The 23,154-nt window shown below is 52.1% G+C and carries 25 protein-coding genes; 15 read left to right on the top strand and 10 right to left on the bottom strand.

The window, feature by feature from the left end; all coding sequences use genetic code 11:
- Positions 1 to 88 precede the first annotated feature (88 nt).
- Both H6585_09260 and H6585_09255 read right to left on the bottom strand, forming a co-directional pair.
- A complete protein-coding gene (locus H6585_09260) occupies positions 89 to 1,921 on the bottom strand; it encodes an ATP citrate synthase (protein MCB9448517.1) in 1,833 nt (610 codons plus the stop codon).
- Between the two features lie 34 nt (positions 1,922 to 1,955).
- The gene (locus tag H6585_09255) at positions 1,956 to 3,236 is read right to left on the bottom strand and encodes an ATPase (protein MCB9448516.1); all 1,281 of its coding nucleotides are present in this window, start codon (positions 3,234 to 3,236) and stop codon (positions 1,956 to 1,958) included.
- Positions 3,237 to 3,401: 165 nt separating this feature from the next.
- Between H6585_09255 and H6585_09250 the strand changes: the two genes are divergently transcribed.
- Positions 3,402 to 4,940 carry a hypothetical protein gene (locus H6585_09250; protein ID MCB9448515.1) on the top strand — a complete coding sequence of 513 codons (1,539 nt, stop codon included), beginning with the start codon at positions 3,402 to 3,404 and terminating at the stop codon, positions 4,938 to 4,940.
- A gap of 4 nt (positions 4,941 to 4,944) precedes the next feature.
- On the opposite strand, the gene H6585_09245 is transcribed toward H6585_09250, so the two are convergent.
- Positions 4,945 to 5,319: a hypothetical protein gene (locus H6585_09245; GenBank protein MCB9448514.1), complete on the bottom strand. Its 375-nt coding sequence runs from the start codon at positions 5,317 to 5,319 to the stop codon at positions 4,945 to 4,947.
- Positions 5,320 to 5,435: 116 nt separating this feature from the next.
- Between H6585_09245 and H6585_09240 the strand changes: the two genes are divergently transcribed.
- From H6585_09240 to H6585_09200, 9 genes are all read left to right on the top strand, one after another.
- Positions 5,436 to 6,572: a DUF2236 domain-containing protein gene (locus H6585_09240; protein MCB9448513.1), complete on the top strand. Its 1,137-nt coding sequence runs from the start codon at positions 5,436 to 5,438 to the stop codon at positions 6,570 to 6,572.
- A 29-nt stretch (positions 6,573 to 6,601) separates the two neighbouring features.
- A complete protein-coding gene (locus H6585_09235) occupies positions 6,602 to 7,363 on the top strand; it encodes a M15 family metallopeptidase (protein MCB9448512.1) in 762 nt (253 codons plus the stop codon).
- Between the two features lie 46 nt (positions 7,364 to 7,409).
- Entirely contained in the window at positions 7,410 to 7,997 is a 588-nt protein-coding gene (locus tag H6585_09230) for a helix-turn-helix transcriptional regulator (protein MCB9448511.1), read from the top strand.
- 269 nt (positions 7,998 to 8,266) lie between these two features.
- Positions 8,267 to 8,509 (top strand): PqqD family protein, encoded by a 243-nt coding sequence (locus H6585_09225; GenBank protein ID MCB9448510.1) that lies wholly within the window; start codon positions 8,267 to 8,269, stop codon positions 8,507 to 8,509.
- A 2-nt stretch (positions 8,510 to 8,511) separates the two neighbouring features.
- Positions 8,512 to 9,561 (top strand): ATP-grasp domain-containing protein, encoded by a 1,050-nt coding sequence (locus H6585_09220; protein MCB9448509.1) that lies wholly within the window; start codon positions 8,512 to 8,514, stop codon positions 9,559 to 9,561.
- A 9-nt stretch (positions 9,562 to 9,570) separates the two neighbouring features.
- On the top strand, positions 9,571 to 10,929 hold the full coding sequence (locus H6585_09215; GenBank protein ID MCB9448508.1) for an alanine racemase: 1,359 nt from the start codon (positions 9,571 to 9,573) through the stop codon (positions 10,927 to 10,929).
- A complete protein-coding gene (locus H6585_09210) occupies positions 10,930 to 13,113 on the top strand; it encodes an urea transporter (GenBank protein MCB9448507.1) in 2,184 nt (727 codons plus the stop codon). It abuts the gene before it with no gap.
- Complete coding sequence (locus tag H6585_09205) at positions 13,101 to 14,486, top strand: tetratricopeptide repeat protein (protein MCB9448506.1); 1,386 nt, start codon at positions 13,101 to 13,103, stop codon at positions 14,484 to 14,486. Before H6585_09210 ends, H6585_09205 begins: the two co-directional genes overlap by 13 nt.
- A gap of 11 nt (positions 14,487 to 14,497) precedes the next feature.
- Entirely contained in the window at positions 14,498 to 15,106 is a 609-nt protein-coding gene (locus tag H6585_09200) for a tetratricopeptide repeat protein (GenBank protein MCB9448505.1), read from the top strand.
- 12 nt (positions 15,107 to 15,118) lie between these two features.
- Here H6585_09200 and H6585_09195 read toward each other — a convergent pair whose 3' ends face one another.
- The 4 genes from H6585_09195 to H6585_09180 form a co-directional block, all read right to left on the bottom strand.
- Positions 15,119 to 15,418: a type II toxin-antitoxin system RelE/ParE family toxin gene (locus H6585_09195; protein ID MCB9448504.1), complete on the bottom strand. Its 300-nt coding sequence runs from the start codon at positions 15,416 to 15,418 to the stop codon at positions 15,119 to 15,121.
- A 1-nt stretch (position 15,419) separates the two neighbouring features.
- Complete coding sequence (locus H6585_09190; GenBank protein MCB9448503.1) at positions 15,420 to 15,638, bottom strand: hypothetical protein; 219 nt, start codon at positions 15,636 to 15,638, stop codon at positions 15,420 to 15,422.
- A 196-nt stretch (positions 15,639 to 15,834) separates the two neighbouring features.
- Entirely contained in the window at positions 15,835 to 16,188 is a 354-nt protein-coding gene (locus H6585_09185; protein ID MCB9448502.1) for a hypothetical protein, read from the bottom strand.
- Positions 16,189 to 16,286: 98 nt separating this feature from the next.
- Complete coding sequence (locus H6585_09180) at positions 16,287 to 16,607, bottom strand: hypothetical protein (protein ID MCB9448501.1); 321 nt, start codon at positions 16,605 to 16,607, stop codon at positions 16,287 to 16,289.
- 127 nt (positions 16,608 to 16,734) lie between these two features.
- Between H6585_09180 and H6585_09175 the strand changes: the two genes are divergently transcribed.
- Genes H6585_09175 through H6585_09165 form a run of 3 tightly spaced genes read left to right on the top strand, consistent with a single transcriptional unit; the run spans position 16,735 to position 17,690 of the window.
- Positions 16,735 to 16,887, top strand: a complete 153-nt coding sequence (locus H6585_09175) for a hypothetical protein (GenBank protein ID MCB9448500.1) — start codon at positions 16,735 to 16,737, stop codon at positions 16,885 to 16,887.
- A gap of 42 nt (positions 16,888 to 16,929) precedes the next feature.
- On the top strand, positions 16,930 to 17,310 hold the full coding sequence (locus H6585_09170) for a sigma-70 family RNA polymerase sigma factor (GenBank protein ID MCB9448499.1): 381 nt from the start codon (positions 16,930 to 16,932) through the stop codon (positions 17,308 to 17,310).
- A complete protein-coding gene (locus H6585_09165) occupies positions 17,307 to 17,690 on the top strand; it encodes a hypothetical protein (protein ID MCB9448498.1) in 384 nt (127 codons plus the stop codon). Before H6585_09170 ends, H6585_09165 begins: the two co-directional genes overlap by 4 nt.
- On the opposite strand, the gene H6585_09160 is transcribed toward H6585_09165, so the two are convergent.
- Positions 17,676 to 18,506 carry an alpha/beta hydrolase gene (locus H6585_09160; GenBank protein MCB9448497.1) on the bottom strand — a complete coding sequence of 277 codons (831 nt, stop codon included), beginning with the start codon at positions 18,504 to 18,506 and terminating at the stop codon, positions 17,676 to 17,678. The genes H6585_09165 and H6585_09160 overlap by 15 nt on opposite strands.
- 171 nt (positions 18,507 to 18,677) lie before the next feature.
- Between H6585_09160 and H6585_09155 the strand changes: the two genes are divergently transcribed.
- Complete coding sequence (locus tag H6585_09155) at positions 18,678 to 19,811, top strand: saccharopine dehydrogenase NADP-binding domain-containing protein (protein ID MCB9448496.1); 1,134 nt, start codon at positions 18,678 to 18,680, stop codon at positions 19,809 to 19,811.
- A gap of 5 nt (positions 19,812 to 19,816) precedes the next feature.
- Here the strand turns inward: H6585_09155 and H6585_09150 are convergent, their stop codons facing one another.
- Entirely contained in the window at positions 19,817 to 20,311 is a 495-nt protein-coding gene (locus tag H6585_09150; GenBank protein MCB9448495.1) for an Lrp/AsnC family transcriptional regulator, read from the bottom strand.
- A gap of 125 nt (positions 20,312 to 20,436) precedes the next feature.
- On the opposite strand from H6585_09150, the gene H6585_09145 reads away from it, so the two are divergent.
- Positions 20,437 to 21,720 (top strand): cystathionine gamma-synthase family protein, encoded by a 1,284-nt coding sequence (locus H6585_09145; GenBank protein MCB9448494.1) that lies wholly within the window; start codon positions 20,437 to 20,439, stop codon positions 21,718 to 21,720.
- 95 nt (positions 21,721 to 21,815) lie between these two features.
- On the opposite strand, the gene H6585_09140 is transcribed toward H6585_09145, so the two are convergent.
- Complete coding sequence (locus H6585_09140) at positions 21,816 to 23,120, bottom strand: amidohydrolase (GenBank protein MCB9448493.1); 1,305 nt, start codon at positions 23,118 to 23,120, stop codon at positions 21,816 to 21,818.
- Positions 23,121 to 23,154 lie beyond the last annotated feature (34 nt).

The raw sequence follows: 23,154 nt of genomic DNA, 5'->3' as shown, positions 1-23,154 counted from the left end.
AAAATACGTGACCACGCAGCAACGTGGTCACGCAAGCAAGGGGATACAAAGTACAAAACCCGGAATAGGTTTCCAAACAGAAAAATGTCTAGCCCATGTACGCTATGTCGTGATAGGCATGCCTGTAAAGGGGTTGCTCAAGGCGACGCTGATCGAGGAAATGGCCGATAATTCCGATGCTCCTTCCGACCACGAACAATCCGTTCAAGGCACCCAATTCGAGGTAACGCTCGGCTTCCTGGGGCGTGAACTCATTGCCCGAGAACAGGATATCGGCGAAAGCCGCCCCGATGGCCCCGTCTACATTCAGGATCAGGGTGTTTTTCTTACGGGTGGTCAACGCTTCCACCTCCAGGGCATATTTCAGGATGGGGGACGCCGGAAATTTACTGAACACGAATTCTTTCAATATCTCCACCCGCATATCCGGGTTTTCCAGTGACTTCACCCGGTGCCCGATCCCTGGAATGGGCTGACCGGCATTTTTGTGGTTTTCGATCAGTTCCAGGGGAGACAGTTTGTTCAGCATGCCATGTGAAAAAACCTTGGCCGCATCATCGATTGCGCCGCCGAAACGCGGTCCTACCGTTAGTAACCCGGATGCCAGCGAACTCACCAGGTCCTTCCCTGCACGGGCCGCAACAATGGCGTTGTGCGCACCGCTCACCGCCGGGCCGTGATCGGCCACCAGCACAAGCACCATTTCCATAAACGCGATGGCATGTGGCGGAAGGCGTCGTTTGAACCACAGTTCGGAGATCACCCCCGCCGGGCCGTATTGCTCACGCACAATGCGACTGATGGGAATGTTGTTGTAGGTAAGCTCTTCTCCCCTGTCGTCTGAGATCGTAGAAATAATAGATGGCTTATTCCGGATCAATTTGCTTCTCAACGCTTCATCAAAATCAACGGGCACATGAGGGAACTTCGGCTCCACCGGCATCCTCACCTTTCCGTTTCGCTTCAGCTGGTCAAACACTTTTCCGAGCACACTGCCAAGGTCATCAAAGCTCTCCGGAACGTGGATGCCCGATTTCCTCAATGCCTCCAACTTGGCTTCGGTGGTTTCCGTTTCATTCCTTGCACTCGCACCGGCGTGTCCGAACTGGGCTTCTCCGGGAAATAGCCTGGCACACCCTCCGGTTACCCAAACCACAAGCGGCTTGGTGATCTCGCCTTTTTGAACGGCCTCAATCATTTCGTATTCATCGTTACCTCCGGTTTCACCCAGGTAAACCAGCATGGCGATGTCAGGGTTGGCATTCATCCGCACCAGGTGACGGGTGGCGGTGCTTCCCGGGAAACGGTCTCCACCCAATGCAACACCTTCGTAAATTCCGGAAGTATGCTTGGCGATAACATTATACATTTCATTGGACATACCTCCGGATTTGGACACAAAGCCCACGTGACCCGGGCGAAAAAGCTTACAATGAACGATGTTATCAACAGTTCCCGCGCTGTTTCCTGTCTTAAAGGCTCCGGCGGCAATGGCGCCCACCGTGGCGGGCCCAATCAGCCATTTTCCTTTCTCTTCAGCGATCTGGGCAAGCTCCCGCGCCTGTCTTTCAGGCATGCCTTCCGCCACAACCACAAACGTGCGCAAGCTGTCGTGATTCATAGCGGTGCGGGTAGATGCCCATGCAGAACGCAAGGACGCGAAGTTGATGAACACATCCGCAGCCGGGTGTTCGGCCACCGCTTCAGCAGTGGTGGCATAAACGGGGATGAGGCATTCACGGTGACCGAACATGGCTGGGTACAATCCCTTACCGGAGGGATTGACAATCGCAACCACCGACGGCTGTTTGCGCCCGATTACATAATCGTAATCAAGCATGCGCTGAACAGCACGCGGCTGGTTATTGAATATAATGGCTGTGGATTCTTTGTCGAAAAGGATATAGTCGGGACGTGACATAGCAGTGTGATGTTGAGAATCGTGCGGGACTTGATCAGGCAACGGGTTCCAGGTTCCCGATGGCGAGGTTTACAATTTCTGTCATGTGTGTCTCAGGGCCGTACACATCGATGGGTATACCCAGTTCAACGCCGAGGTCCTTCATCATTTCCAGTCCCTGGCGATAGTTCGGACCGCCACGGCGCACGTAGATGCTTACCTCGTGCTCCCTGAGCCTGGGTTCATAAGTCCGCAATGCACGAATGATTCCTTTGAACGTGGCCGCCACATCTGTGAAATTGGCGATACCACCCCCGATCAGCAACACCTTACCCCCCTCCAGCTTTTTGCGTGTCATGAGGTCCAACAGGGTACAGGTGTATTCATATGTGAGTTCTTCATCGGGGTCTCCGGAATACTCACCGTAGTTGCCCAACTCATGTCCGTATCCCTTATCGGCAACGGTATCTGCATATACAACGGAAGCGCCTCCACCGGCAATGAGCAGCCAGATGCGGCCGTCCGGTTTCAACAAAGTAAATTTCAAGGAAGCGCCGCTTTTTTCATCCAGTTGAGCAATCTTGTTTTCTTCCGGACTGGCTTCGCGGCCGAACGGAACAGGAAATTCTCCCATCTCCCATTGATCTTCCATTAAAAAACGCGCTGCATCATCCAGTTTGGCAGCCATATCCAAAGGAATGATCTTACCCTCCACCATCACAACCGGATTGATCTCCAGGTATGTGAAGTGCCATTCGGCGAACATCTGGTAAAGCCCCTGAATGAACTGCGCCCATTGGTTACGGCTGCCCTCAGGCACTTCCTGTAACAAGGTTTCGGCAATCTTCTCTATGGAAACTTCATCCTTAACCATCAGCTTCCTGGCCTTGCCTTCCACTTCACCGATATGAATGCCGCCCTGGGAGTGAAACATGATCTGATCTCCCCACCGGGTGGTTTGGATGCAGACATAATATTCATCTTCCTGCGCATGCGGGATAAAAGGCTCGAGGATGAAATGCGTGAGGCAACCGTTGGCGTTGTCCAAGCAAAGGTTTTTGTTCATGTACTTCTTGATCCATGACAATGCTTCCTCGTAGGAAACATCCAGTGCCAACAGGTTGTTGATGCCCCGTCGCTTCAGCAACTGATCCGGCTTTACGGCCAGCTTTGAGGCTCCCAGCCAGGAATGCTGATCACTCAGGCTTACCGGATCTGTGGTAGCATCCACGCCAGCCAGGCGTTCTTTACCAAGTATACCATTGATCTCTTTTTCACGGAAGTAGCGATACATAAGCGCCTTGGCGTCTTTCTCGCGAATGGGTCGTTGGGCCATAGTTGATTTTTTTTACAAAGGTCTGCCGACCATCCCTGCCGGACAACCGAGAATCCAATTTCCTTAATACATCCAATCCAACCCAAATCTTTGAAAAACCGCAACCAAATGTTTGTGAATTAGTATATTGCGGTGTGCTTTAGTAGAATCTCATTAATAAGTTAGATGTCAAAGAAGGATAAATTGCATGCCCTCATCAAGGTCATGACACCCAGCGAGAAACGTGCCTTCAAGATCTTTGCAAACCGCCACGTGATCGGCCAGAAGAACAACTATGTGAAGTTGTTCGATTCGCTTGACAAGCAGAAGGAATACGATGAAGACGCCCTGATCAAATCATTGGGAGGCCTGAAATATGCGAAGTACCTGTCGGCGGACAAATACTACCTCTACGGACTTACGCTTAACAGCCTCGACAGCTTCCACAGCAATTCCTCGATCGACAACAAGCTGCACCGGCAACTTCACTTTATTGAGGTGTTGTTTGAAAAAGGACTCTACGGACAAGCAGGCAAGCTCATGGAAAAGTGCAAAAAGCTGGCCGAGACCCACGATAAATATGAAGAGCTCCTGCGCATCAAACACTGGGAACGGGAGATCGTGATGCGACAGGGAACACCGGAAGGGCTCGTTGTCTTTCTTGAAAATCATTACCAGGAGGTACATCAAATCCTGAAAGTACTCACCAACCGGTATATGTACCATACCACCGCCGACCGGATTTTTGCCCTGCACAAGACCAAAGGCATGGCCCGGAGCCCGCAAGATCTGGAAGCTTACCACAAACTTTACAACAAGGAATTGCTGGACAATGAGGCCGGCGCCCTTTGCTATGACGCCAAACGACTCCTCTATGCATCCCGGATGTTTTACTTCCACGCCACCGGAGAAGTCAACAAAAGTCACGAAGCCCGGCGTAAACTGGTACAACTGATCGAGGGTAACCCCGAACGCATGAAGGCACACATTCGTTCGTATATCTATGCCCTCAACAACCTGCTGATCAGTTGTATCCTTACCCGAAATGAACTTGAATTCCATGAGGTGCTGTCCAAACTAACCAGCATCCCCGATCACATACCCAGCACATCCCTTACCCAGGATATGCGTGTGCGCATCTTCGAATCACGCTACATTCATGAAACCGACTTCCTGATCAAGTTCGCGCGATTCAAGGAAGGCGCCCAACTGTGTGACCAAATCGAACAGGAACTGGAAAACATCATCGATCAGGTGGATCATGCCTTCCTGCTGACCTTGTATAACAACATGATGGTATTGTATTTTGGCGCCGGTGAATACAAGAAGGCGCTGAAATGGCTGAACCTGATTCTGAACGAACGCACAGGTGATACCCGCGAAGACATTATGTGTTATGCCCGGATCATCAACCTGATCATTCATTATGAACTGAACAACCACCTGATCCTGCCCTACCTCCTGCGATCGACGTACCGCTACCTTTCTCAAAAGAAACCGCCGCTGAAGTATGAACGCCTGGTGATGGACACGATGCGCAAGATCCTTCGCACACGCAACCCCGAAGCCCTTCCCGGACTTTTGTCTTCACTGCGGGACAAGCTACTGCCCCTCGCCGATGATCCGTTTGAAAGGATCATGACGGAAGACCTCAACCTCATCGCCTGGCTGGAGAGCAAGGTTAGCGACACAACGTATGCTGAGATAGCAGCGAACCAAACCTGATCCCTTACCCCTCCACTTTGCGATCCATTTCCATGGCCACGGCGTTCTGCTTGGAAAGGCTCCATTCATCCGTTGCGGTGGTCTGAAGCCACACATCGCCGGATTTGCGGAATACCTGAACATACAAACCGTATGTCACCCGGAAAGCATTTTCCAATGTGGATACATGCATATTCCCATGGATATGCAGGTCGCCGTTGTTCACGCTCGTGCGCACGGCTCCTATTTTCAGATGACCGCCCAGCGCATATTTGTCAAGCGACCCTCCACGGTTTTCATGAGGTTCCGAATAAAAAGACAACCGGAGAAATGGAAACGCATCCGCAAATTCTGCAGCCACATCGTCCAGGGTTTTATCATCATTGATATGAAGGTCCATGATTGAAGTTTTGTGTTAAATTCGTCAATTCACAAATATGGGCATTACCCCCTACGCAAAACCATGCTTGGGATCAGGCCATGCCCTGATATTTATCAGCCTTCACACAACCACACATGAACACCTGGTCTGACACTTTCCTGGATCAAAAACGGCAGGTACAGGATCCACCTGCTGACAATGTCATCCAACAAATCGTGAATGATCATGGCATCGAAGAATCACGCAAGATTTTTGACGTGCTCATACGCAACGTTGATCTACCCGCCGAACAACTGCCTTCTTCCATTTCCGATTATCTCCGAAACACATCCATTCTTCCTGCCTGGGCGGATCCGAAGAAAATTGAACTGGCCCAGTCGTACTTCCTGGACCAGGGACCCAAACTGCTCCTCATCCTTTTCTACAAGTCGCTTCCTTTGCTATATGCCTGCAAAAACGGAGCGCAGGTATTGATCCAAACCGGAAGACTCGCACATGCCGACGACCAGAACCTGAAGTTCGCCAGGCGCATCGCGGAGACCGGCCAGTTCCTCCTTCACGTGATGATACCCGGTACCCTCAAGCCGGGAGGGGAAGCCATACCCGCTATACAGAAGATACGACTGATTCACGCCGCCATCCGCCATTTTGTTCAGATAAAAGAATGGGACCATGCCACCCTGGGCCGCCCCATCAACCAGGAAGACATGGCACTTACCATCCTGACCTTCGGCATCGCCCTGGTTGACGGACTGGAAAAAACCGGAATCCAAGAACCGGAAGAAAAAAAGGAAGCTTACCTGCATACATGGAATGTCATCGGGTATGTACTCGGACTGAATGAAGACCTGATGGCACACAACCTATCCGAAGCCCGAACCCTGATGGAACAAATCCTGCAACGCCAGGCCGCGGAGTCGGAAGCCGGACGCGTACTGACACAAGCCCTCATCAGCTTTTCAACCGCACACATCCCGGATGGGAAGCTGGAAGCCGCACCCGACATTCTGATCCGTTTCATGTGCGGAAATGACATCGCCGACAAACTGGGCCTTCAAACCAAAAACGGATGCCTGGGTATCGTGCTGCCTGCATTCCTTTCGTTCCTCGCACGCAAAGGCGAACAACTCGAAGACAAATACCCACAGCTCGACGGGCTGTTCGATCAACTCTCCCTGAAGATGCTCACAGCCCTGGTCGGTTATTTCGATACCTATAAAGGAAAGCCCTTCACCCTCCCGGAAGTGTTCCGCAAACAATGGAAGGTCTGAATCCATTTCACCGCTTTTTACACAGGCGGATGTTTTTCCTCCTGCTCACGGGTGCATGCACCCACGCGCCCGATCATCCGCACATACAACCGGCACAGATATCTGCACCCGATACCGTTGCCATTAGCGTTCCCGATACCGTCGCAGATATATCCTCGGATACATCCTCCCATCACCTGCCCGAAGGTTTTGCCTATGTGCGCGACAGCATTCCAGGCATCGCTGAAGACATCCGCTACTGCTCGGAGAACAATTTCATCGGAGATACAATTGACGGATACATGGCACCAAGAGCGATTCTGACGAACGAAGCCATCCATGCACTCAAAGCGGTACAAACCGAACTGAACGGAAACGGATACGGCCTGAAGATCTTCGACGCCTACCGCCCGCAACGCGCGGCAGACCACTTCGTGCGGTGGAGCAAAGACATGCAGGACCAACGCATGAAAGCAGCATACTATCCGGACATACAAAAGATAAGCCTGTTCCGTAAAGGATATATCGCCGATTCATCCGGGCATACACGAGGCAGCGCCATCGACCTGACCCTTATTTATCAGGACGGGGCACACGCCGGCGAAGAAACCGATATGGGTTGCAGCTTTGATCACTTCGGTCCGATCGCAGGTAACAGTGCCGTGATCACATCACGCCAGAAAGAGCACAGACAATTGCTGAAAGAGACAATGGAAAAACACGGCTTCATTGCCTACCGCGGGGAATGGTGGCACTTCCTGCTGAAAAATGAACCTCACCCGAATACTTATTTCGATTTTTCCGTAGAATGAACCCTCACTCAAAATTTGCATCTTAGCCTTTGCATCCGTACCTGAAATGACCGAGACCAAGAAATTCATCCTCCGCAACATGCTTTCCAAAAGCTGTATCCGGTTGGTGGATCTGCATTTCAAACATGTAGACGGGGTGGCAGTAAACCAGGTGTTCCTGGGTGAAGCCACACTTACATTTGATACGGAGGTGATCAACCGAGCGGCCATTGAACAGCATTTCGAGTCCATCGGATTTCATGTGGTGCGCGATCCGGAAGAGGAGATCGTGGAGAAGACCAAGATCGCAGCCATCGAACTGATCCACTACGCCAACAACACGAACGGACTGATCCGCAATTCCGACTACATCAGCGAAAGGGTGCAGCTTCCCTACGAGCGCATCAGCAAGGCATTTTCCTCCAACACCGGACTTACACTGGAGAAGTACATCATCCTGCTGAAAATCGAAAAGGCCAAACAAATGCTGATCCACAGCGACTATACGCTCAGCGAGATTTCATACGTGCTCGGGTACAGCAGCGTGCAATACCTCAGCAACCAGTTCAAGAAAACCACAGGGTACACCGTGTCACAGTTCAGGGAACTTGTGGATCCGCCGCTGACCCCGCTGGAAGAGATCATCGCGGGCTGACCGTTCTCACCGAATTATACACAACATCGCCGGAATCGTGTAAATGATGCGCTTCCCGGCACCGTTATGTTTGTAATGGGTTTATATTTCACCGGAAGGTGGCTTTTCCAGTGAAAAAACCTTTTCAATATACAGATGCCACAAAGGCACCAAGACACGAAGGTGTTAAGAAACCCAACTCATTCTTAGTGCCTTGGTGGCAAGGTAACAGCTTTCAGATACCTGTACCATCCAGAAAAACGGATGTGTAAGTTGAACATAAACATCTTATCATGAAACTGAGAAAGAACATTGCCGTCAGCGACTCCGGCTTCCTCTTCAACCCCTCTACGGGTGATTCCTATTCGGTGAATCCGATCGGTCAGTTCATCCTGCAACTGCTGCAGGAAGGAAAGAAAGAGGAAGAGATCATCCGCAAGGTCACAGACGGCTACATGGTCGACCAGGCCACGGTTGAAAAAGACCTCTACGATTTCCAGGCCATGCTGAAGAATTACAAACTCACAGAATAGATATGTCGAAACCCAGTTATACCATCGCGGTCACAGGCCTCAACGCCATTGACAGTCCGGGCCCCGGGCTGGCGGTGATACGGGCCCTGCGCGAAGCCACCAGCTTTGATGTGCGCATCATCGGTTTGTCATACGAGTCGCTTGAACCTGGGATCTACATGCACGAACTGGTGGACAAAACCTACCAGGTCCCTTACCCCTCAGCCGGACAACAGGTGTTGATGGAACGGTTCCGCTACATTCAATCGCATGAGAAGATCGACATGCTGTTTCCGAATTTCGACGCGGAGCTGTTCAACTTCATCTCCATCCAGAAACAACTGGAAGAAGACCTCAACATCCGCATGTGCCTGCCCACGCTTGAACAGTTCGAGGCCCGACATAAAGTGAACCTTTACAAATACGGTGAGACCCACGACCTGAACGTACCGGTTGCCAAAATGATCTTCAGCACCGCCGAGATTCCCTCCGCTGCCGATGAGCTGGGATTTCCCCTGGTGGTCAAAGGCAAGTTCTACGATGCCAAGGTGGCCTACACCAACGACCAGGCCATGCAGCACTTCAACAAGATCCATGCACAGTGGGGGCTCCCCGTGCTGGTGCAGCAATACGTACACGGATCGGAAGTGAATGTGTGCGGCATCGGCGATGGCACCGGACGAACCTTAGGCGCTGTGCCGATGCGCAAACTGTACATCACCGACAAAGGAAAAGCATGGGCCGGCGTTTCCCTGGATGACGATGAACTCATCAAAGTAACCCGCCGCCTTGTGAAAGCCACCCAATGGAAAGGACCTTTCGAACTGGAATTCATGAAAACCACCGATGACGAATATTTTCTCATCGAGATCAACCCACGCTTCCCCGCCTGGTGTTACCTCACGGTGGGATGCGGCCAGAACCAGGTGGAAAGCCTCGTGAACCTCACCATGGGAAAGGATGTGAAACCCTTCGACACCTATGAAGCGGGTAAGATGTTCATCCGCTATTCCTACGATATGATCGTGAACATGAAAGAATTCGAACAGATCTCAACCATCGGAGAATTATAAGCAAGCAACATGGAAAAGAAAGCCTACGAAAGACCGATCATCAAACCGTTGAATACCGGCATGATGAACAAGTTCGGCACCCGCACGGAGTATGCACCCGTTACCCACATAGACGGACAGGCGGTCAAAGACCTGATTGAGAAATACGGCTCGCCGCTGTTCGTGTTATCCGAGCGGAAGATCCGCGAGAACTACCGCCAGGCCAAACGCATTTTCAAAACGCGTTACCCGAAAGTGCAGTTCGCATGGTCATACAAAACCAACTACCTGAACGCGGTCTGCGACGTGTTTCACCAGGAAGGGTCATGGGCAGAGGTGGTATCCCGGTTCGAATATGAGAAGGCACTGAAGAACGGCGTGCCCGGTGACAAGATCCTGTTCAACGGTCCGGATAAAACCGACGAGGATCTCCAACTGGCCATCAAAAACGACTCACCCATCCACATTGATCACCTGGATGAACTTTACCGGCTGACCGAACTGGCCGGTAACCTCAAACGCAAACCCCGTGTAGCCATCCGCGTGAACATGGACACCGGCATCTACCCCATGTGGGACCGTTTCGGTTTCAATTATGAGAACGGACAGGCATGGGATGCCGTGAACAAGATCATGGCTGCCGGCAAACTGGAACTGGTCGGGCTCCACTGCCACATCGGCACCTACATGATGGTGGCCAGCGCCTATGGCATCGCCGCTACCAAAATGGCCGACCTCGCCCTCAGCATCAAACGCCGGTACAAACACCAGGTGACCTACATCGACATGGGCGGCGGCTTCGCTTCCAAAAACACGCTCAAAGGATCATACCAGCTCGGCGCCGATACGGTTCCTGAGATCAGTCAGTACGCGGAAGCCATCACATCCGCCTTGCTCAATGCCGGTTTCGACACCGACGCCCTCCCCTACCTCTACCTCGAAACAGGAAGGGCCCTGGTTGACGATGCCGGTTACCTGCTCGGCAGCGTGATCTCCAACAAGCGCTTGTCGGACGGTAGGCGCGCCACCATCCTGGACTTCGGCGTGAACGTGATGTTCACCTCTTTCTGGTATGACCACAAGGTGAGTCCGGCCCAGGAGTTCGGGCAACACACCGAAGACTGCGTACTGTACGGCCCGCTTTGCATGAACATCGACGTGGTGCGCGAAAACGTTTCGCTGCCCCCGCTGAAAGCCGGTGACCATGTGGTGGTGCACCATGTGGGCGCCTACAACATCACCCAGTCGATGCAGTTTATTACCTTGCGCCCGGCGGTCGTTATGATCGCGCCGAACGGGGAGGTACACGTCATCAAGAAACGTGAAGAACTTGCGACACTGGAGCAGGATGAAGTGGTACCGGAATACCTGCGTGCATTCAAGTTGTAAATGTTCAAACGGGAGGCTCACATAACATTGATCGGGGAAGGTCTGCTGCACAGCTTCTCCCAGGTCTTCTTCTCCAAAAGCCGTGTGCTGGCGGGGCTGCTGATCCTGGTTTCCTTCTTCGACCTGAACGCCGGGTGCAGCGCCTTACTGGCCGTGCTTATCGGGCAGGTCACCGCCATCCTGTTCAACTTCAATCGTGAGCTGGTACGCGACGGCACCTACACCTACAATGAAGTTTTGGTGGGATTGGCCTTGGGTGTGTTCTACGATTTTTCCCTGCCCTACCTGGTGCTGCTGGTGATCACCGCCATGCTCACCTTTTTCCTCACCCTGTGGTTTGCTTCAGCCCTTGGAAAAAAGAACCTGCCGTTCCTGAGCATCCCGTTCCTCGTTGCCATCTGGATCGTGATCCTGGGCGCCGGCAATTTCACATCCCTCGTGCTGAAGGAAAAGGAAACCATTTCGCTGGCCGTGTACTTTCCGGAGTTGTTCTCGGGCACCACATCGACGTTGCAATCCCTACCCGGCGCCAATGCCATCTTACTTTACTTGCGTTCACTCGGTGCCATCCTCTTTCAATACAACGACCTGGCCGGGGTGATCGTGGCCATTGCCATCCTGATTTCTTCCCGCATTTCCTTCGTGCTTTCAATCTACGGTTTCCTGATCGGCTATCTGTTTTATGCACGGCTGGAGGGCGACTTCACCCCGCTGGTGTATTCCTACATCGGGTTCAATTTCGTATTGACCGCCATGGCCCTCGGCGGTTTTTTCACCGTGGCATCCAGACGTTCGTTCCTGCTGCTGGCCTTCACCATCCCCGTGAGTGCATTGCTCATCAGCGCCCTGCACACGCTCTTCACCCCGTATCAACTGCCACTGTATTCGCTCCCCTTCAACATCGTGGTGTGGCTGTTCCTGGGTGCGATGTTCCTGCGCAGCAAAACATCCGGCCTCGAACTGGTCACTGCGCAAACTTTTTCCCCGGAAGAAAACCACTACCGCCATTTCAACAACAAGGAACGTTTTCGTGCGGAAACCCATATTCATATCGCCCTACCGGTGATGGGCAATTGGACGGTTTCCCAAGGGCATGGCGGAAACATCACCCACAAGGAAGACTGGCAATATGCTTGGGATTTCGACATCCGTGATGACATGGGTAACACCTACCGCGCACCCGGACTCACCAATGCAGATTTTTATTGCTTTGATGTTCCGGTGGTGGCACCCGCAACAGGTTGGGTGGTGAAGGTGCAGGACGGTATTGATGACAATGACCCCGGTGAGGTGAACGTGCAGGAGAACTGGGGCAATACCGTGGTCATCAAACATGCCGACCATCTGTATAGCAAACTATCGCATTTCAGGAAAGATTCCATCAAAGTGAAGGAAGGTGACTATGTGCGCAAAGGGGATGTGCTGGGGAACTGTGGCAGCTCCGGACGCTCACCCGAACCACACCTCCACTTTCAGATCCAGGCAACACCCTTCATCGGATCAGCCACCATGCGTTACCCGATCGGATATTACCTCACGGTAAAAGATGATGCATACACCTTCCACGCATTTGACATCCCTGCAGAAGGTGAAACGGTAAGCAACGTACATACCACACCCCTGCTGGCGGATGCCTTCGGACTGGTACCCGGGAAGAAACTCACCTTTGAGACGGAAGAAAACGGCACAACGAAAACCGTTACCTGGGAGGTATTTACAAATGCACTCAACCAAACGTACCTCTACTGCACCTCCAGCGGAGCCACCGCCTACTTCATCAACAACGGCACCCTGTTTTTCTTCACCGCTTATTATGGAAAGAAGGATACGCTGCTGCATCAATTCTACCTGGGGGCCCACAAGGTGCTGCTGGGATATTACCCCGGCGCGGAAGTCACCGACCGCCTCATGACCGATGCCTTCTTCGCCGCACCGGTGCGGATACTGCAAGACTTCACAGCCCCCTTCTTCCACTTCATCGGGGCTTCCTATACAAGCAGGCAGGAAGAAGCGGACACCCGGCATCACCCCAAAAAACTGGTGATTGAAAGTCAGTGCCAAGGTGAAATGGGAAACAGGGTATACGGAACAATGACCACCCGCATTACCCTTGAAAACCACCGCATACAACAAATAGAATTCATTCGGAATTCCCGGAAAACCATCGCACAATGCATCGACTGATCCCTCCGTACATACGCATTGCATGTTGCCTGCTATTGATGGCGCAAAGCGGTTTTGCACAAATGACCTACCGGCAGGTCGACAGCACCACCTACCAGCAATATGTACATGCGCAATGGAAAGACCTGGCCAGAACCGTAGAGGATGCAAAAGAACAGGGGTTTAACTATTACTATCTCAACCTGCGACTGGGCATTGCCTACTACTATTCGGGCGACTACTCAAAATCCGCCAAAGCCCTGAACGATGCCCTGGAGAACAACAGCACGTCTTCCATCGCCAGGCAATACCTGTTCTGGAGCTACTGGATGCAGGGCGATGAACGCCTCGCCCACGACATGTACACCTCACTCCCCGATTCCGTCCAACGCAAAATCTATTACCACCCAAAGCACATCATGGACCAGCTGTCGCTGATCGGCGGCATCAAGATCTCAAACCAGCCTGATACCGCTGGCAACATCACCTACGGAGGGATTTCCCTTCAACATAAATTCGCACCCGGATTGAAACTGGAACACGGTTACATGTATTCGAAACAAACCCAGGTATGGGGACATTTTACACAACACGATTACTACGCGACCATGAGATATGCCTTGCGCAACGGAATTACGTTGGGCAGTGGTCTTCACCTCGTGCAATATGAAAGCATGCTGGATTTTGAGGGCGGTCGCATCATTCATGTATCACAAAAAGTTCCCGGACCGGGCGGACCGGCCATGCGGGAGAGTACCATATTCCGGTCCTACGAATACAAGGGCGACTTCAAGGAACAGGGTGCGTACGGCGAACTGAACGTGGAATGGAAACGCAATGGAATGATCATTCGGCCACATGCCGGCGGATACCGGACCTATACATATCCTGCTTACACCGAGCGCCACACAGACTCGATTCATGTGGTGTTGCACCAGGGCATGATGGTATTGAATGATTTTGTGGAATTGCAAGGCGACACAACCAAACACACGAAACGTTTTAAAACCGATGTGTGGCAAGCCGGCGTATCGGGATTTCTTGAATTGGGCGACCGCAGCGACTGGTGGATCGGGGCAGACATCAACTACCTGTACCTGTCAGGTGAAAGCCATCTGAACATCGCACCTTCTGTCTCCGGCAAACTCACGAGCCATTTGTATGGTGAGTTGTTCTACATACACAAGGGATATTATCCCTTGGCACTGCTCGGCGGACAACAACTGCTGAATGCCTACGACGGACTTGACCGGGTGGGATTTTCCGCTCAGTGGAAAGCCAATGATCACCTGAGCCTCCGGGCCGGTTATCAGCATGAATCCGTCTTTGACATCCTGAGTGAACGCCATTACCAACTTGAACATTTCTTCTTCCAAACCCTTATTCGTTTCTGAACTCCGAGACCATGAAAAACAACATCCTGACCTGCATGCTGCTTGTGCTCGCCACGCTTTGCACACAAGCGCAAACCACCACCGAAGCCGATGCCTTTTCCAACAGCTATGCACATGAAAGCAACAAGGAATATGCAGCTGCCATCGCCGACATCAACGCGGTTTATTCAGAAGGCAGCTATGCACAGAACCTGCGACTCGGCTGGTTGTACTACATGCAGGGTGAGTACCTGAAATCCCAAAACCACTACAAGAAAGCCAAGACATTATCTCCCACTTCGGTGGAAGCCCGCATCGGGTATGTGTACCCTACGGCAGCCATGGAAAACTGGGACGATGTGATCAAAACCTACCTCTCCATCCTGGAGATAGACCCGCGGAATACCACAGCTAATTACCGGCTCGGGTACATCTATTATGTGCGGAAGGATTTCTCGCAGGCATCCAAATACACCGCCGCAGTGCTGGCCCTCTACCCCTTCGATTATGATGCAAACGTATTGCTCGGGAGGGTGATGATTGCGCAGGGAAAAATCGTGGAAGCGAAAGGGTATCTGCAAACGGCATTGCTATACAGTCCTTCTTCAAAAGAGGTGCAGGAACTGCTGAAGAATCTTTGATGCAAGCGCTGATTATTTCCTTCCCTTCCAGTTTTCTGCATCCCGTGAGGTATGGAAAACAGCTCGAACAATGACTAACCGGTCGTTTTCGCTAACGGAAAAATGCACCATATAGGGAAACTTCTTCAATGGCAGGCAGCGCACTTCGTCGTAACGGATGCTGAAAAACGGATTCTTTTCCAGGGTTAGCAGGTGCTTGTTGAGGGCATTCTCAAACCTGGAGCCCAACCCTGCTTTTTGTTCGTCATAATAATCAATGGCTTGCTGTATATCCCGTATAGCCAGGGGATCAAGAACAAGTACGTATAACATTTCAGGACTTACCCTTGAAGTTGAGTTGCTTGCGCGCCTCTTTCCAGGGAACCAATTTTTCAGGTTTGGATTTTTTGATCCGCTCCCTCACAATGGCCTTGTGTTCTTCAGGAATGTCCATCTGATCGGCCCTTTCGGTCACTTCGAAGCCCAGTTGTTTGACCAGTTCCATAAAGAAACCGAATCGCTTATCAGGAATTTTCAGGGTCACTTCTTTCATAACTTGGGTGTTTGATCAGCGGCAATGATCACGTGTTGTGATGTTCCACACTTGTAAATGTACGAAAACAACGGATGAAATGTTTTTCACGGCCGTGACATGCTCCAACCTATCCGGTTCAAGATGTTCTTTACCGCCATCCAACAAAAAAGCCGGCGACTTCACCGGCTTTTTTTATGTTCAATGCGGGATGGTGTTACCCCTTCTTGCGCTCCTCTTCTTCGTCTTGTAAACGCATCTTGCGCGTAATGAAGTGGGAGATGATGAGCCCCAGTCCGCCGAAGAGAAAGCTCAGCGCCGGGTACATCACGTCCTGGTCGAGGGCTGTGGTTTCAACCAAGATGTTGGCAAGAACCAGTCCGACCGATACCCCCACCGCCATCAACCCGACACGTATGGCTGTATACCTGCGGGCTTCGGTGAAGACCCTGGGGTCGATGCCTTTTTCGATCATGGCCAGGCGTTCGCGGTTGCGGCTGGTGACAATGAGATACATAATTCCGAAACTGACGGCGAAGAATCCTAACGGGACAATGATTTCTGGTGACATAATGCTGGTTTTTGATTGTGTTTCAAAAGCTCTGACGCCACCCATCGGCATCCGGTTGCAGGATTTTTCAATTTTCTTTAAAAAAAATGGAAAGCCTTTTAGAAATCGACCGTCGGACGGATGGAAGAAATTCGCTTCGCCATCTTTTGAAAGCCGAAGAACAACCTGGCACCCGATTGAAAACGAATGGCCATACATCCGGCATCTGCACCTGACACCAGCCATCCGGACACACCGTCCCGCTCCGTTACATATATATTCGCATCCGGCATTTCCATGGATTCCGTTTGCGCAAAACCGGGATCCGTGGCCTGCAGGTAATGAATGGTAACATGACAGGTCCAGATCATCAGAAAGAATAGCAGACCACCCAGTAAACAGGCTGTAAGGGCGGGCATGATCCAGTTTCGGCGTTGCATGGTAGCAGGTTGTTTTTCAGTCGTAAGACGCCTGGTGCTGGTTAAACGTTACAACCCGGACAAAATATTTTCACGATTTTGCAACCGGGTTGTTGCGGCGTGCGTCACAGAGGATGAATAACCAACCATGAAATACCGGGAAGACCAGTATTACATAGAACGGATCAGGGCCGGTGCGTCGGGGGAATTCGAGCCTCTGGTGAACAAGTACAAAACGTACGCCTTTACACTTGCCCTGAAAATCGTTCGCAACCGGGAAGATGCCGAAGAGGTGGCCTAGGATGCCTTTATAAAGGCGTATCGCTCATTGCATACCTTTCGCATGGAGTCGCGGTTTTCCACGTGGTTGTATTCCATTGTGTACAACGCCGCCATCTCCCGCATACGGAAAAAGCAACCGGACACGCGAACCATTGAACATGAGGACTACGACCCGGCCCTGGCTTCGGGAATTTCCGACCAGGTGGATGCGCTCACAGCAGAAGAACGCAAGCACTACATAAAGGAAGCGCTGAACCGTTTGCACGAAGAAGACGCCGCCATCCTGGTGCTCTTTTATATGGATGACCAGTCGGTGGAGGAGATCACACAGGTGACCGGACTCACCGCCACCAACGTAAAAACGAAGCTGCACCGGGGAAGGAAGAAGTTATTCGAACAACTACAACATCTATTGAAAACCGAAGTAAAAAGTTTGCTATGAAAACGGAAGATCAGATCACCCGCCATTTGCTGGAACAGGCAACCGAAGCGCCGTCGCAAAATTTCACAGTTTCGGTCATGCAACAGATCTTAAAGGAAACTGCCGTGCACGTTCACTACAAACCATTGTTCGGAAAGCACCAGTGGTGGATGGCCGCCTGTGTGACAGCCCTCATTGTGGTTGTTTCGCTGATTGCAAGTCCGAATGCCATCCCCTCAGGAACCACATCGATGTTCACTGATTTCATGAATTATATTTCACAGCTGCGATGGCCGTTCTCATTTTCCGCCCTTCCCCGCTCACTCTGGATGAGCCTGGGAGCAGTGGTGGTTTTACTCGGACTGGAAAGCGTGTTCGGAAACCGGTTACGAAACGCTTAGTGTTTCCTCTGGAACTGCTTTCTTCACAACCTCCTCCAGGAAACTTCCGATGGCCTGGTTGTATGCATCGCCTTCCTCCACGGAAGCCGTATGACCCGCACCTTTTACCACTGTCAGCTTTGATTGGGGAATGTGTTTGTGCAGGTGCTGCGACCGATCCACCGCAGTAGCAATGTCTTGCTCACCCACCAGGATCAGTGTAGGACATTTGATCTTGTGCAGCTCGTTCTCAACACCTTTCCGGTAGATCACACCGTCAACGGCGCGTACAATCGTGCGTTTGTTCTTCACCAGCTCAGCGCGCCATTCGGCCACCTCATCCCGGCGCGTCGGGTCGTTCAGGAATTTTTGTCCGAACATGATGTTCATCACCGGTTTCACCGCCACCCGGATCCCGAACAGTTTCACCAGCACATTCAGGATGGTATACTTTGTTTTGTTGGGTTCATCCAGCGCCGAGGTCTCCATCAATATCAGCGACTTGATCAACTCCGGACGCCTTGCCGCCAGACGCAATCCCATGAAGCCCCCCATGCTGAGGCCACCGAAATGCACCGGGCCGAGGTTCAGATGTTCAAGAAGCGCCACAGCATCTTCATACAACTCATCCATATCGTAACCACCTCGGGTTACTTCCGTTTGACCTTGGCCCCGGTGGTCGTATGTGATGACGGTGTAATCATCCTTCAGGTGCGCCACCTGCTTATGAAACATGTACCCGCTCCACAGCAGACCGTGGGACAACACCAGCACTTCTTTACCACTTCCGTGAACTTCATAATGATAATTGCAATGGTTGATGCGAACCGTGGGCATGTCGTATGTGATTTGGTTGGACGGACAAACCTATTAAATTTCAGATAAGCATCATCGGAATCATCCGACTTATGCAGGCGAATGTTTACCTTGAAGACGTGTTTTCCTTTGAAATCCTCAAGCATACCTAAGTGATATCCTTCCCTCACCCAACCTTCAATCCCCTTTCCAATGGCATCCATCATTGTACTCGGTAGCGGCATGGTCGGCAGCGCCATGGCCATCGACCTGTCCAAATCACATTCGGTAACCGCCACGGACATGGATCCGGCCATCCTTGCATCCCTTGCAACACGATGTCCGGAGGTAAACACGCTGAAGCTGGACGTGACCGACACACAGGCACTCACGCAAGCCATTTCGTCCTTCGACCTGGTGATCTGCGCCGTGCCCGGGTACCTCGGCTACGACACATTGCGGCACATCATCATGGCCGGCAAACATGTGGTTGACATTTCCTTTTTTCCGGAAGATGCATTGATGCTGAACGACCTGGCAAAAGAGCACCGCGTAACGGCCATTGTTGACTGTGGTGTGGCGCCGGGCATGGGCAACCTGCTGCTGGGTTATCACAACAGACACATGCAGGTGGAAAGATTTGAATGCCTGGTGGGCGGACTTCCGCTGGTTCGCACCTGGCCGTTCGAATACAAAGCGCCGTTCTCACCCGTGGATGTGATCGAAGAATATACCCGCCCCGCGCGCTACGTGGAGAACGGACACGTAGTGGTGAAGCCGGCATTGAGTGACGTGGAGCATGTTTCATTTCCGCAAGTGGGCACCTTGGAATCCTTCAACTCAGATGGATTGCGGACGCTGATCACCACGATGTCACACATCCCGGACATGAAAGAGAAAACGTTGCGTTATCCGGGTCATGCGGAAAAGATGCGCGTGCTGAGGGATGCCGGTTTCTTTTCAACCGATCCCATTGAAGTGGGTGGAAGCCGCCTCGCACCACTTGCTTTCACCAGCCGGATCCTGTTTGACAACTGGAAGCTGGGCACGGAAGAGGAAGAGTTCACCGTGATGCGTGTCACGATATCAGGTAAAGACAAAAAAGGCAAGGAAGAAACATGGGCATACACCCTGCTCGACCGGTACGATGCCCTCTCGAAAACATCCTCCATGGCCCGAACCACAGGCTACACCGCCACAGCTGCGGCTCAGTGGCTGCTCGAAACGCAACCGGGCCTATCAGGTGTGTTTCCGCCCGAACAGATCGGCGGCATGGATGGCTGTGCAGACTATTTTCTCAACTACCTCTCCGCGCGGAATGTTCGGTACGAGAAACAAAAAGTATAACCGAATCACAACCTGACCTTATGCGTGTGCTTGATCTCCGACATCACCAATGAACTCACCACCTTACCGATGTGCTGCAGCGAAGCCAGTTTCTTCGCCAGAAACGATTGGTACTCTTCCATGGAGGTCACCGTCACTTTCAACAGGTAATCGTTCTGCCCGGCCACGTGGTAACATTCCTGCACCTCGGCCAGTTTCACCACCTCCTTTTCAAATGTGCTGATGTACTCCGCCTTGTGCGTATCCAGGGAAACTGCACAAAAGGCCATCAGGTTGTTGCCGGTGCGTGCCCGATTAAGCAGGGCTACATAACGCGATATTATACCCTGCTTCTCCATGCGACGGATGCGTTCATATACCGGTGTCGGTGTCAGGTGAAGCCGGGCGCCGATCTCCTTGATGGTAAGTTTTGCATTGTCCTGAAGCAGGTCCAGTATCTTTTTATCCACCGCATCCAAACGACCGGCAGATTTTTTTTCTGGATTGGATGCTTTTGCCATATCAATTCTAACTATAATTTCTAATATCATACAAATATGCAGCATTTATTACTGCTTTTTCGCACACATTTATATTTTTTATCCATGTGCCATAATTTTGCATGGAACCATTTGATACCACCCACATGGCACAACAACCCAAGCACAGCAACCGACCCGAGAGCCTGATGATGTCTTACGGATACGACCCTTCCTTGTCGGAAGGCTCCATCAAGTGTCCGATCTTCCAGACATCCACTTTTGTTTTCAGGAATGCCGCACAAGGCAAGGCTTTTTTTGAACTGGCCTATGGTCTTCGAGAGAAAGGAGAAACCGAACAACCCGGCCTGATCTACAGCCGGCTCAACAACCCCGACCTGGAGATCCTGGAGAACAGGCTTGCCCTATGGGATGATGCGGAAGACTGTGCGGTGTTCGAGAGCGGCATGTCAGCCATCTCCACCTGCCTGCTTGAATTCCTGAATCCGGGAGATGTATTGCTTTACAGCAACCCGTTGTATGGCGGATCGGACCATTTCATCCGGGAGGTGCTCACCCGTTACGGGATTGAAGTCACCGGATTTCGTCCGGGAGAAACCAGGGATGTAATCCTGGAGCGGCTGGCACAAAACGGCCAGTCGGACCGCCTGGCCATGGTCTACATCGAAACACCCGCCAACCCCACGAATGATCTCATTGATATTGCGGTGTGCCGTCAGATCGCCGAACAACTTTCAACTCCCGAGAAAGAGGTACTGGTTGCGGTAGACAACACCTACATGGGGCCGTTGTGGCAACATCCGCTGGCGCATGGCGCCGACCTGGTGTTGTACTCGGCCACAAAATACATCGGAGGGCACAGCGATGTGATCGCGGGTGCGTGCCTGGGAAATGCCGAACTGATCGGCCGTGTGAAAACCCTGCGCACCTTTTTGGGCAACATGGCCGGTCCATGGACCGGCTGGTTGCTCCTTCGCAGCCTGGAGACGCTCAAGATCCGGATGGAAACCCAGGCAGCGAATGCGCGTGTGATCGCTGATTTCCTCGGGAGCCATCCACTCGTGGAGAAGGTGTATTTCCTGGGAACGCTTGAAGGTACTTCATCGCCACAGGCAGACATATACAAACGCCAGTGCCTGTCGGCCGGGGCCATGCTGTCTTTCGATATCCGCGGTGGTGAACAGGAGGCCTTTGCTTTCCTCGATCACCTGAAGCTGGTGAAGCTGGCTGTAAGTCTGGGCGGAACCGAATCGCTGGCACAGCACCCGGCATCCATGACGCACGCGGGCATGGAAAAGGAACTCAAAGATGAGCTGGGTATCACCGACAAGATGATCCGCTTATCGGTGGGTGTAGAAAACAGCGCCGACCTTGTGCACGACATTCAGCAAGCGTTGCATGCTGTGGAGTCTATAGTCGTAAGTCTTTAGTCGTGAGTTTGTGGCGCGGACGAGGACGTCCGTACCAGCGTCCGCGCCAGCCATGGTTTATAGTTGGATTCAATGAACAACTTGAGACTTGCGACTCAATTCGTCATTCCTTTACAATAGTCCAGCGTCAGGTTCACCAGCACTTCCACGCCCAGTTTCATGCCGCTTTCATCGATGTAGAAATCGGGGGTGTGGTGATCCGATGCATCATCGGGGTTCATGCCCTTGGTCATTCCGCCGAGGAAGAAATACAATCCGGGAGCCTTTTCCTGGTAGAATGAAAAGTCTTCCGCGCCCGTTACGGCGGCTATTTCGTTTACATTCCCGGCCCCTGCGGTCCGGGTCATGGTGGGCAGCATCTTTGCCGTCAGATCAGGATCGTTGTAGGTCACGGGGTAACGCACGCTGTAAGGGATCTTCACCTCGGCAGTCACACCGGCACTTTCCGCTGTTTTGGTGGCCACCTCCTGAACACGGCGCACAAGCAATTCTTCATCCGATGCGCTGAGGGATCGTATGGTGCCCAGCATTTCCACCTGTTCGGGAATGATGTTGGAACGAACACCGCCATGAATGGATCCGACGGTGACCACACCCGCGTTTTGTGTGATGTTGAGGTTGCGGCTGATGATGGCCTGCAGGTTATTGATGATTTGTGCAGAAGCCACAATGGGATCCGCCGCATTCCACGGATAAGCCCCATGGGATTGCTTGCCTTTCACGACGATCTGGAAATCGTTCACGCCGGCCATGGTTCCTCCCGAACGATAGGTGAGGGTGTTCACTTCCTGGCCCGAGCTGATGTGCAGTCCGAACACAGCATCCACGTGGGGGTTCTCCATTACGCCTTCTGCAACCATTTGTTTGGCGCCGCCTTCTTCTCCTTTGGGAGCCCCTTCCTCTGCCGGCTGGAAGATGAACTTCACGGTTCCGGGCAATTCGTCTTTCATGGAAGCCAGCACTTCGGCCACACCCATCAGGATGGCCACGTGTGTGTCATGACCACATGCGTGCATCACACCCACTTCCTTACCTTCAAAGGTAGCCTTCACCTTGGATGCAAAGGGAACATCCACCCTTTCGGTTACGGGCAGCGCATCCATATCAGCACGCAACGCCACAACCGGACCGGGCTTTCCTCCTTTCAGGATACCCACCACGCCGGTTTTGGCCACACCGGTTTTCACTTCAATGCCCAGTTTCTTCAGGTGCTCGGCCACCAGTGCAGCCGTTCGTGTTTCACGGTTGCTGAGCTCAGGGTGTTGGTGGATGTCGCGGCGCCAGGCGATCACTTTGGATTCTTCCTGCGCAGCCAGTTGCTTCACACGTTCGTCGGTTGATTGCGCATGTGTTGATGTGGCAAAGGCACAGCAAGCACATATGAAAAGGAGTTTCTTCATGATGATTCCAAAAAGATTAGGAAATGGACCGGGA

The sequence above is a fragment of the Flavobacteriales bacterium genome, assembly GCA_020635855.1.
Taxonomy (GTDB): domain Bacteria; phylum Bacteroidota; class Bacteroidia; order JACJYZ01; family JACJYZ01; genus JACJYZ01.
Note: the sequence above shows the minus strand (reverse complement) of the source record. Positions and strands in the feature narration are given on the sequence as shown.

Coding starts and splice junctions, on each gene's coding strand:
- H6585_09180 (MCB9448501.1), bottom strand. CDS start 16,607: ATGCAACGCCGAAACTGGATCATGCCCGCCCTTACAGCCTGTTTACTG.
- H6585_09150 (MCB9448495.1), bottom strand. CDS start 20,311: ATGGCAAAAGCATCCAATCCAGAAAAAAAATCTGCCGGTCGTTTGGAT.
- H6585_09205 (MCB9448506.1), top strand. CDS start 13,101: ATGCATCGACTGATCCCTCCGTACATACGCATTGCATGTTGCCTGCTA.
- H6585_09185 (MCB9448502.1), bottom strand. CDS start 16,188: ATGTCACCAGAAATCATTGTCCCGTTAGGATTCTTCGCCGTCAGTTTC.
- H6585_09165 (MCB9448498.1), top strand. CDS start 17,307: ATGAAAACGGAAGATCAGATCACCCGCCATTTGCTGGAACAGGCAACC.
- H6585_09245 (MCB9448514.1), bottom strand. CDS start 5,319: ATGGACCTTCATATCAATGATGATAAAACCCTGGACGATGTGGCTGCA.
- H6585_09250 (MCB9448515.1), top strand. CDS start 3,402: ATGTCAAAGAAGGATAAATTGCATGCCCTCATCAAGGTCATGACACCC.
- H6585_09195 (MCB9448504.1), bottom strand. CDS start 15,418: ATGTTATACGTACTTGTTCTTGATCCCCTGGCTATACGGGATATACAG.
- H6585_09215 (MCB9448508.1), top strand. CDS start 9,571: ATGGAAAAGAAAGCCTACGAAAGACCGATCATCAAACCGTTGAATACC.
- H6585_09140 (MCB9448493.1), bottom strand. CDS start 23,120: ATGAAGAAACTCCTTTTCATATGTGCTTGCTGTGCCTTTGCCACATCA.
- H6585_09260 (MCB9448517.1), bottom strand. CDS start 1,921: ATGTCACGTCCCGACTATATCCTTTTCGACAAAGAATCCACAGCCATT.
- H6585_09145 (MCB9448494.1), top strand. CDS start 20,437: ATGGCACAACAACCCAAGCACAGCAACCGACCCGAGAGCCTGATGATG.
- H6585_09160 (MCB9448497.1), bottom strand. CDS start 18,506: ATGCCCACGGTTCGCATCAACCATTGCAATTATCATTATGAAGTTCAC.
- H6585_09240 (MCB9448513.1), top strand. CDS start 5,436: ATGAACACCTGGTCTGACACTTTCCTGGATCAAAAACGGCAGGTACAG.
- H6585_09235 (MCB9448512.1), top strand. CDS start 6,602: ATGTTTTTCCTCCTGCTCACGGGTGCATGCACCCACGCGCCCGATCAT.
- H6585_09210 (MCB9448507.1), top strand. CDS start 10,930: ATGTTCAAACGGGAGGCTCACATAACATTGATCGGGGAAGGTCTGCTG.
- H6585_09200 (MCB9448505.1), top strand. CDS start 14,498: ATGAAAAACAACATCCTGACCTGCATGCTGCTTGTGCTCGCCACGCTT.
- H6585_09190 (MCB9448503.1), bottom strand. CDS start 15,638: ATGAAAGAAGTGACCCTGAAAATTCCTGATAAGCGATTCGGTTTCTTT.
- H6585_09255 (MCB9448516.1), bottom strand. CDS start 3,236: ATGGCCCAACGACCCATTCGCGAGAAAGACGCCAAGGCGCTTATGTAT.
- H6585_09220 (MCB9448509.1), top strand. CDS start 8,512: ATGTCGAAACCCAGTTATACCATCGCGGTCACAGGCCTCAACGCCATT.
- H6585_09170 (MCB9448499.1), top strand. CDS start 16,930: ATGGAGTCGCGGTTTTCCACGTGGTTGTATTCCATTGTGTACAACGCC.
- H6585_09155 (MCB9448496.1), top strand. CDS start 18,678: ATGGCATCCATCATTGTACTCGGTAGCGGCATGGTCGGCAGCGCCATG.
- H6585_09230 (MCB9448511.1), top strand. CDS start 7,410: ATGACCGAGACCAAGAAATTCATCCTCCGCAACATGCTTTCCAAAAGC.
- H6585_09175 (MCB9448500.1), top strand. CDS start 16,735: ATGAAATACCGGGAAGACCAGTATTACATAGAACGGATCAGGGCCGGT.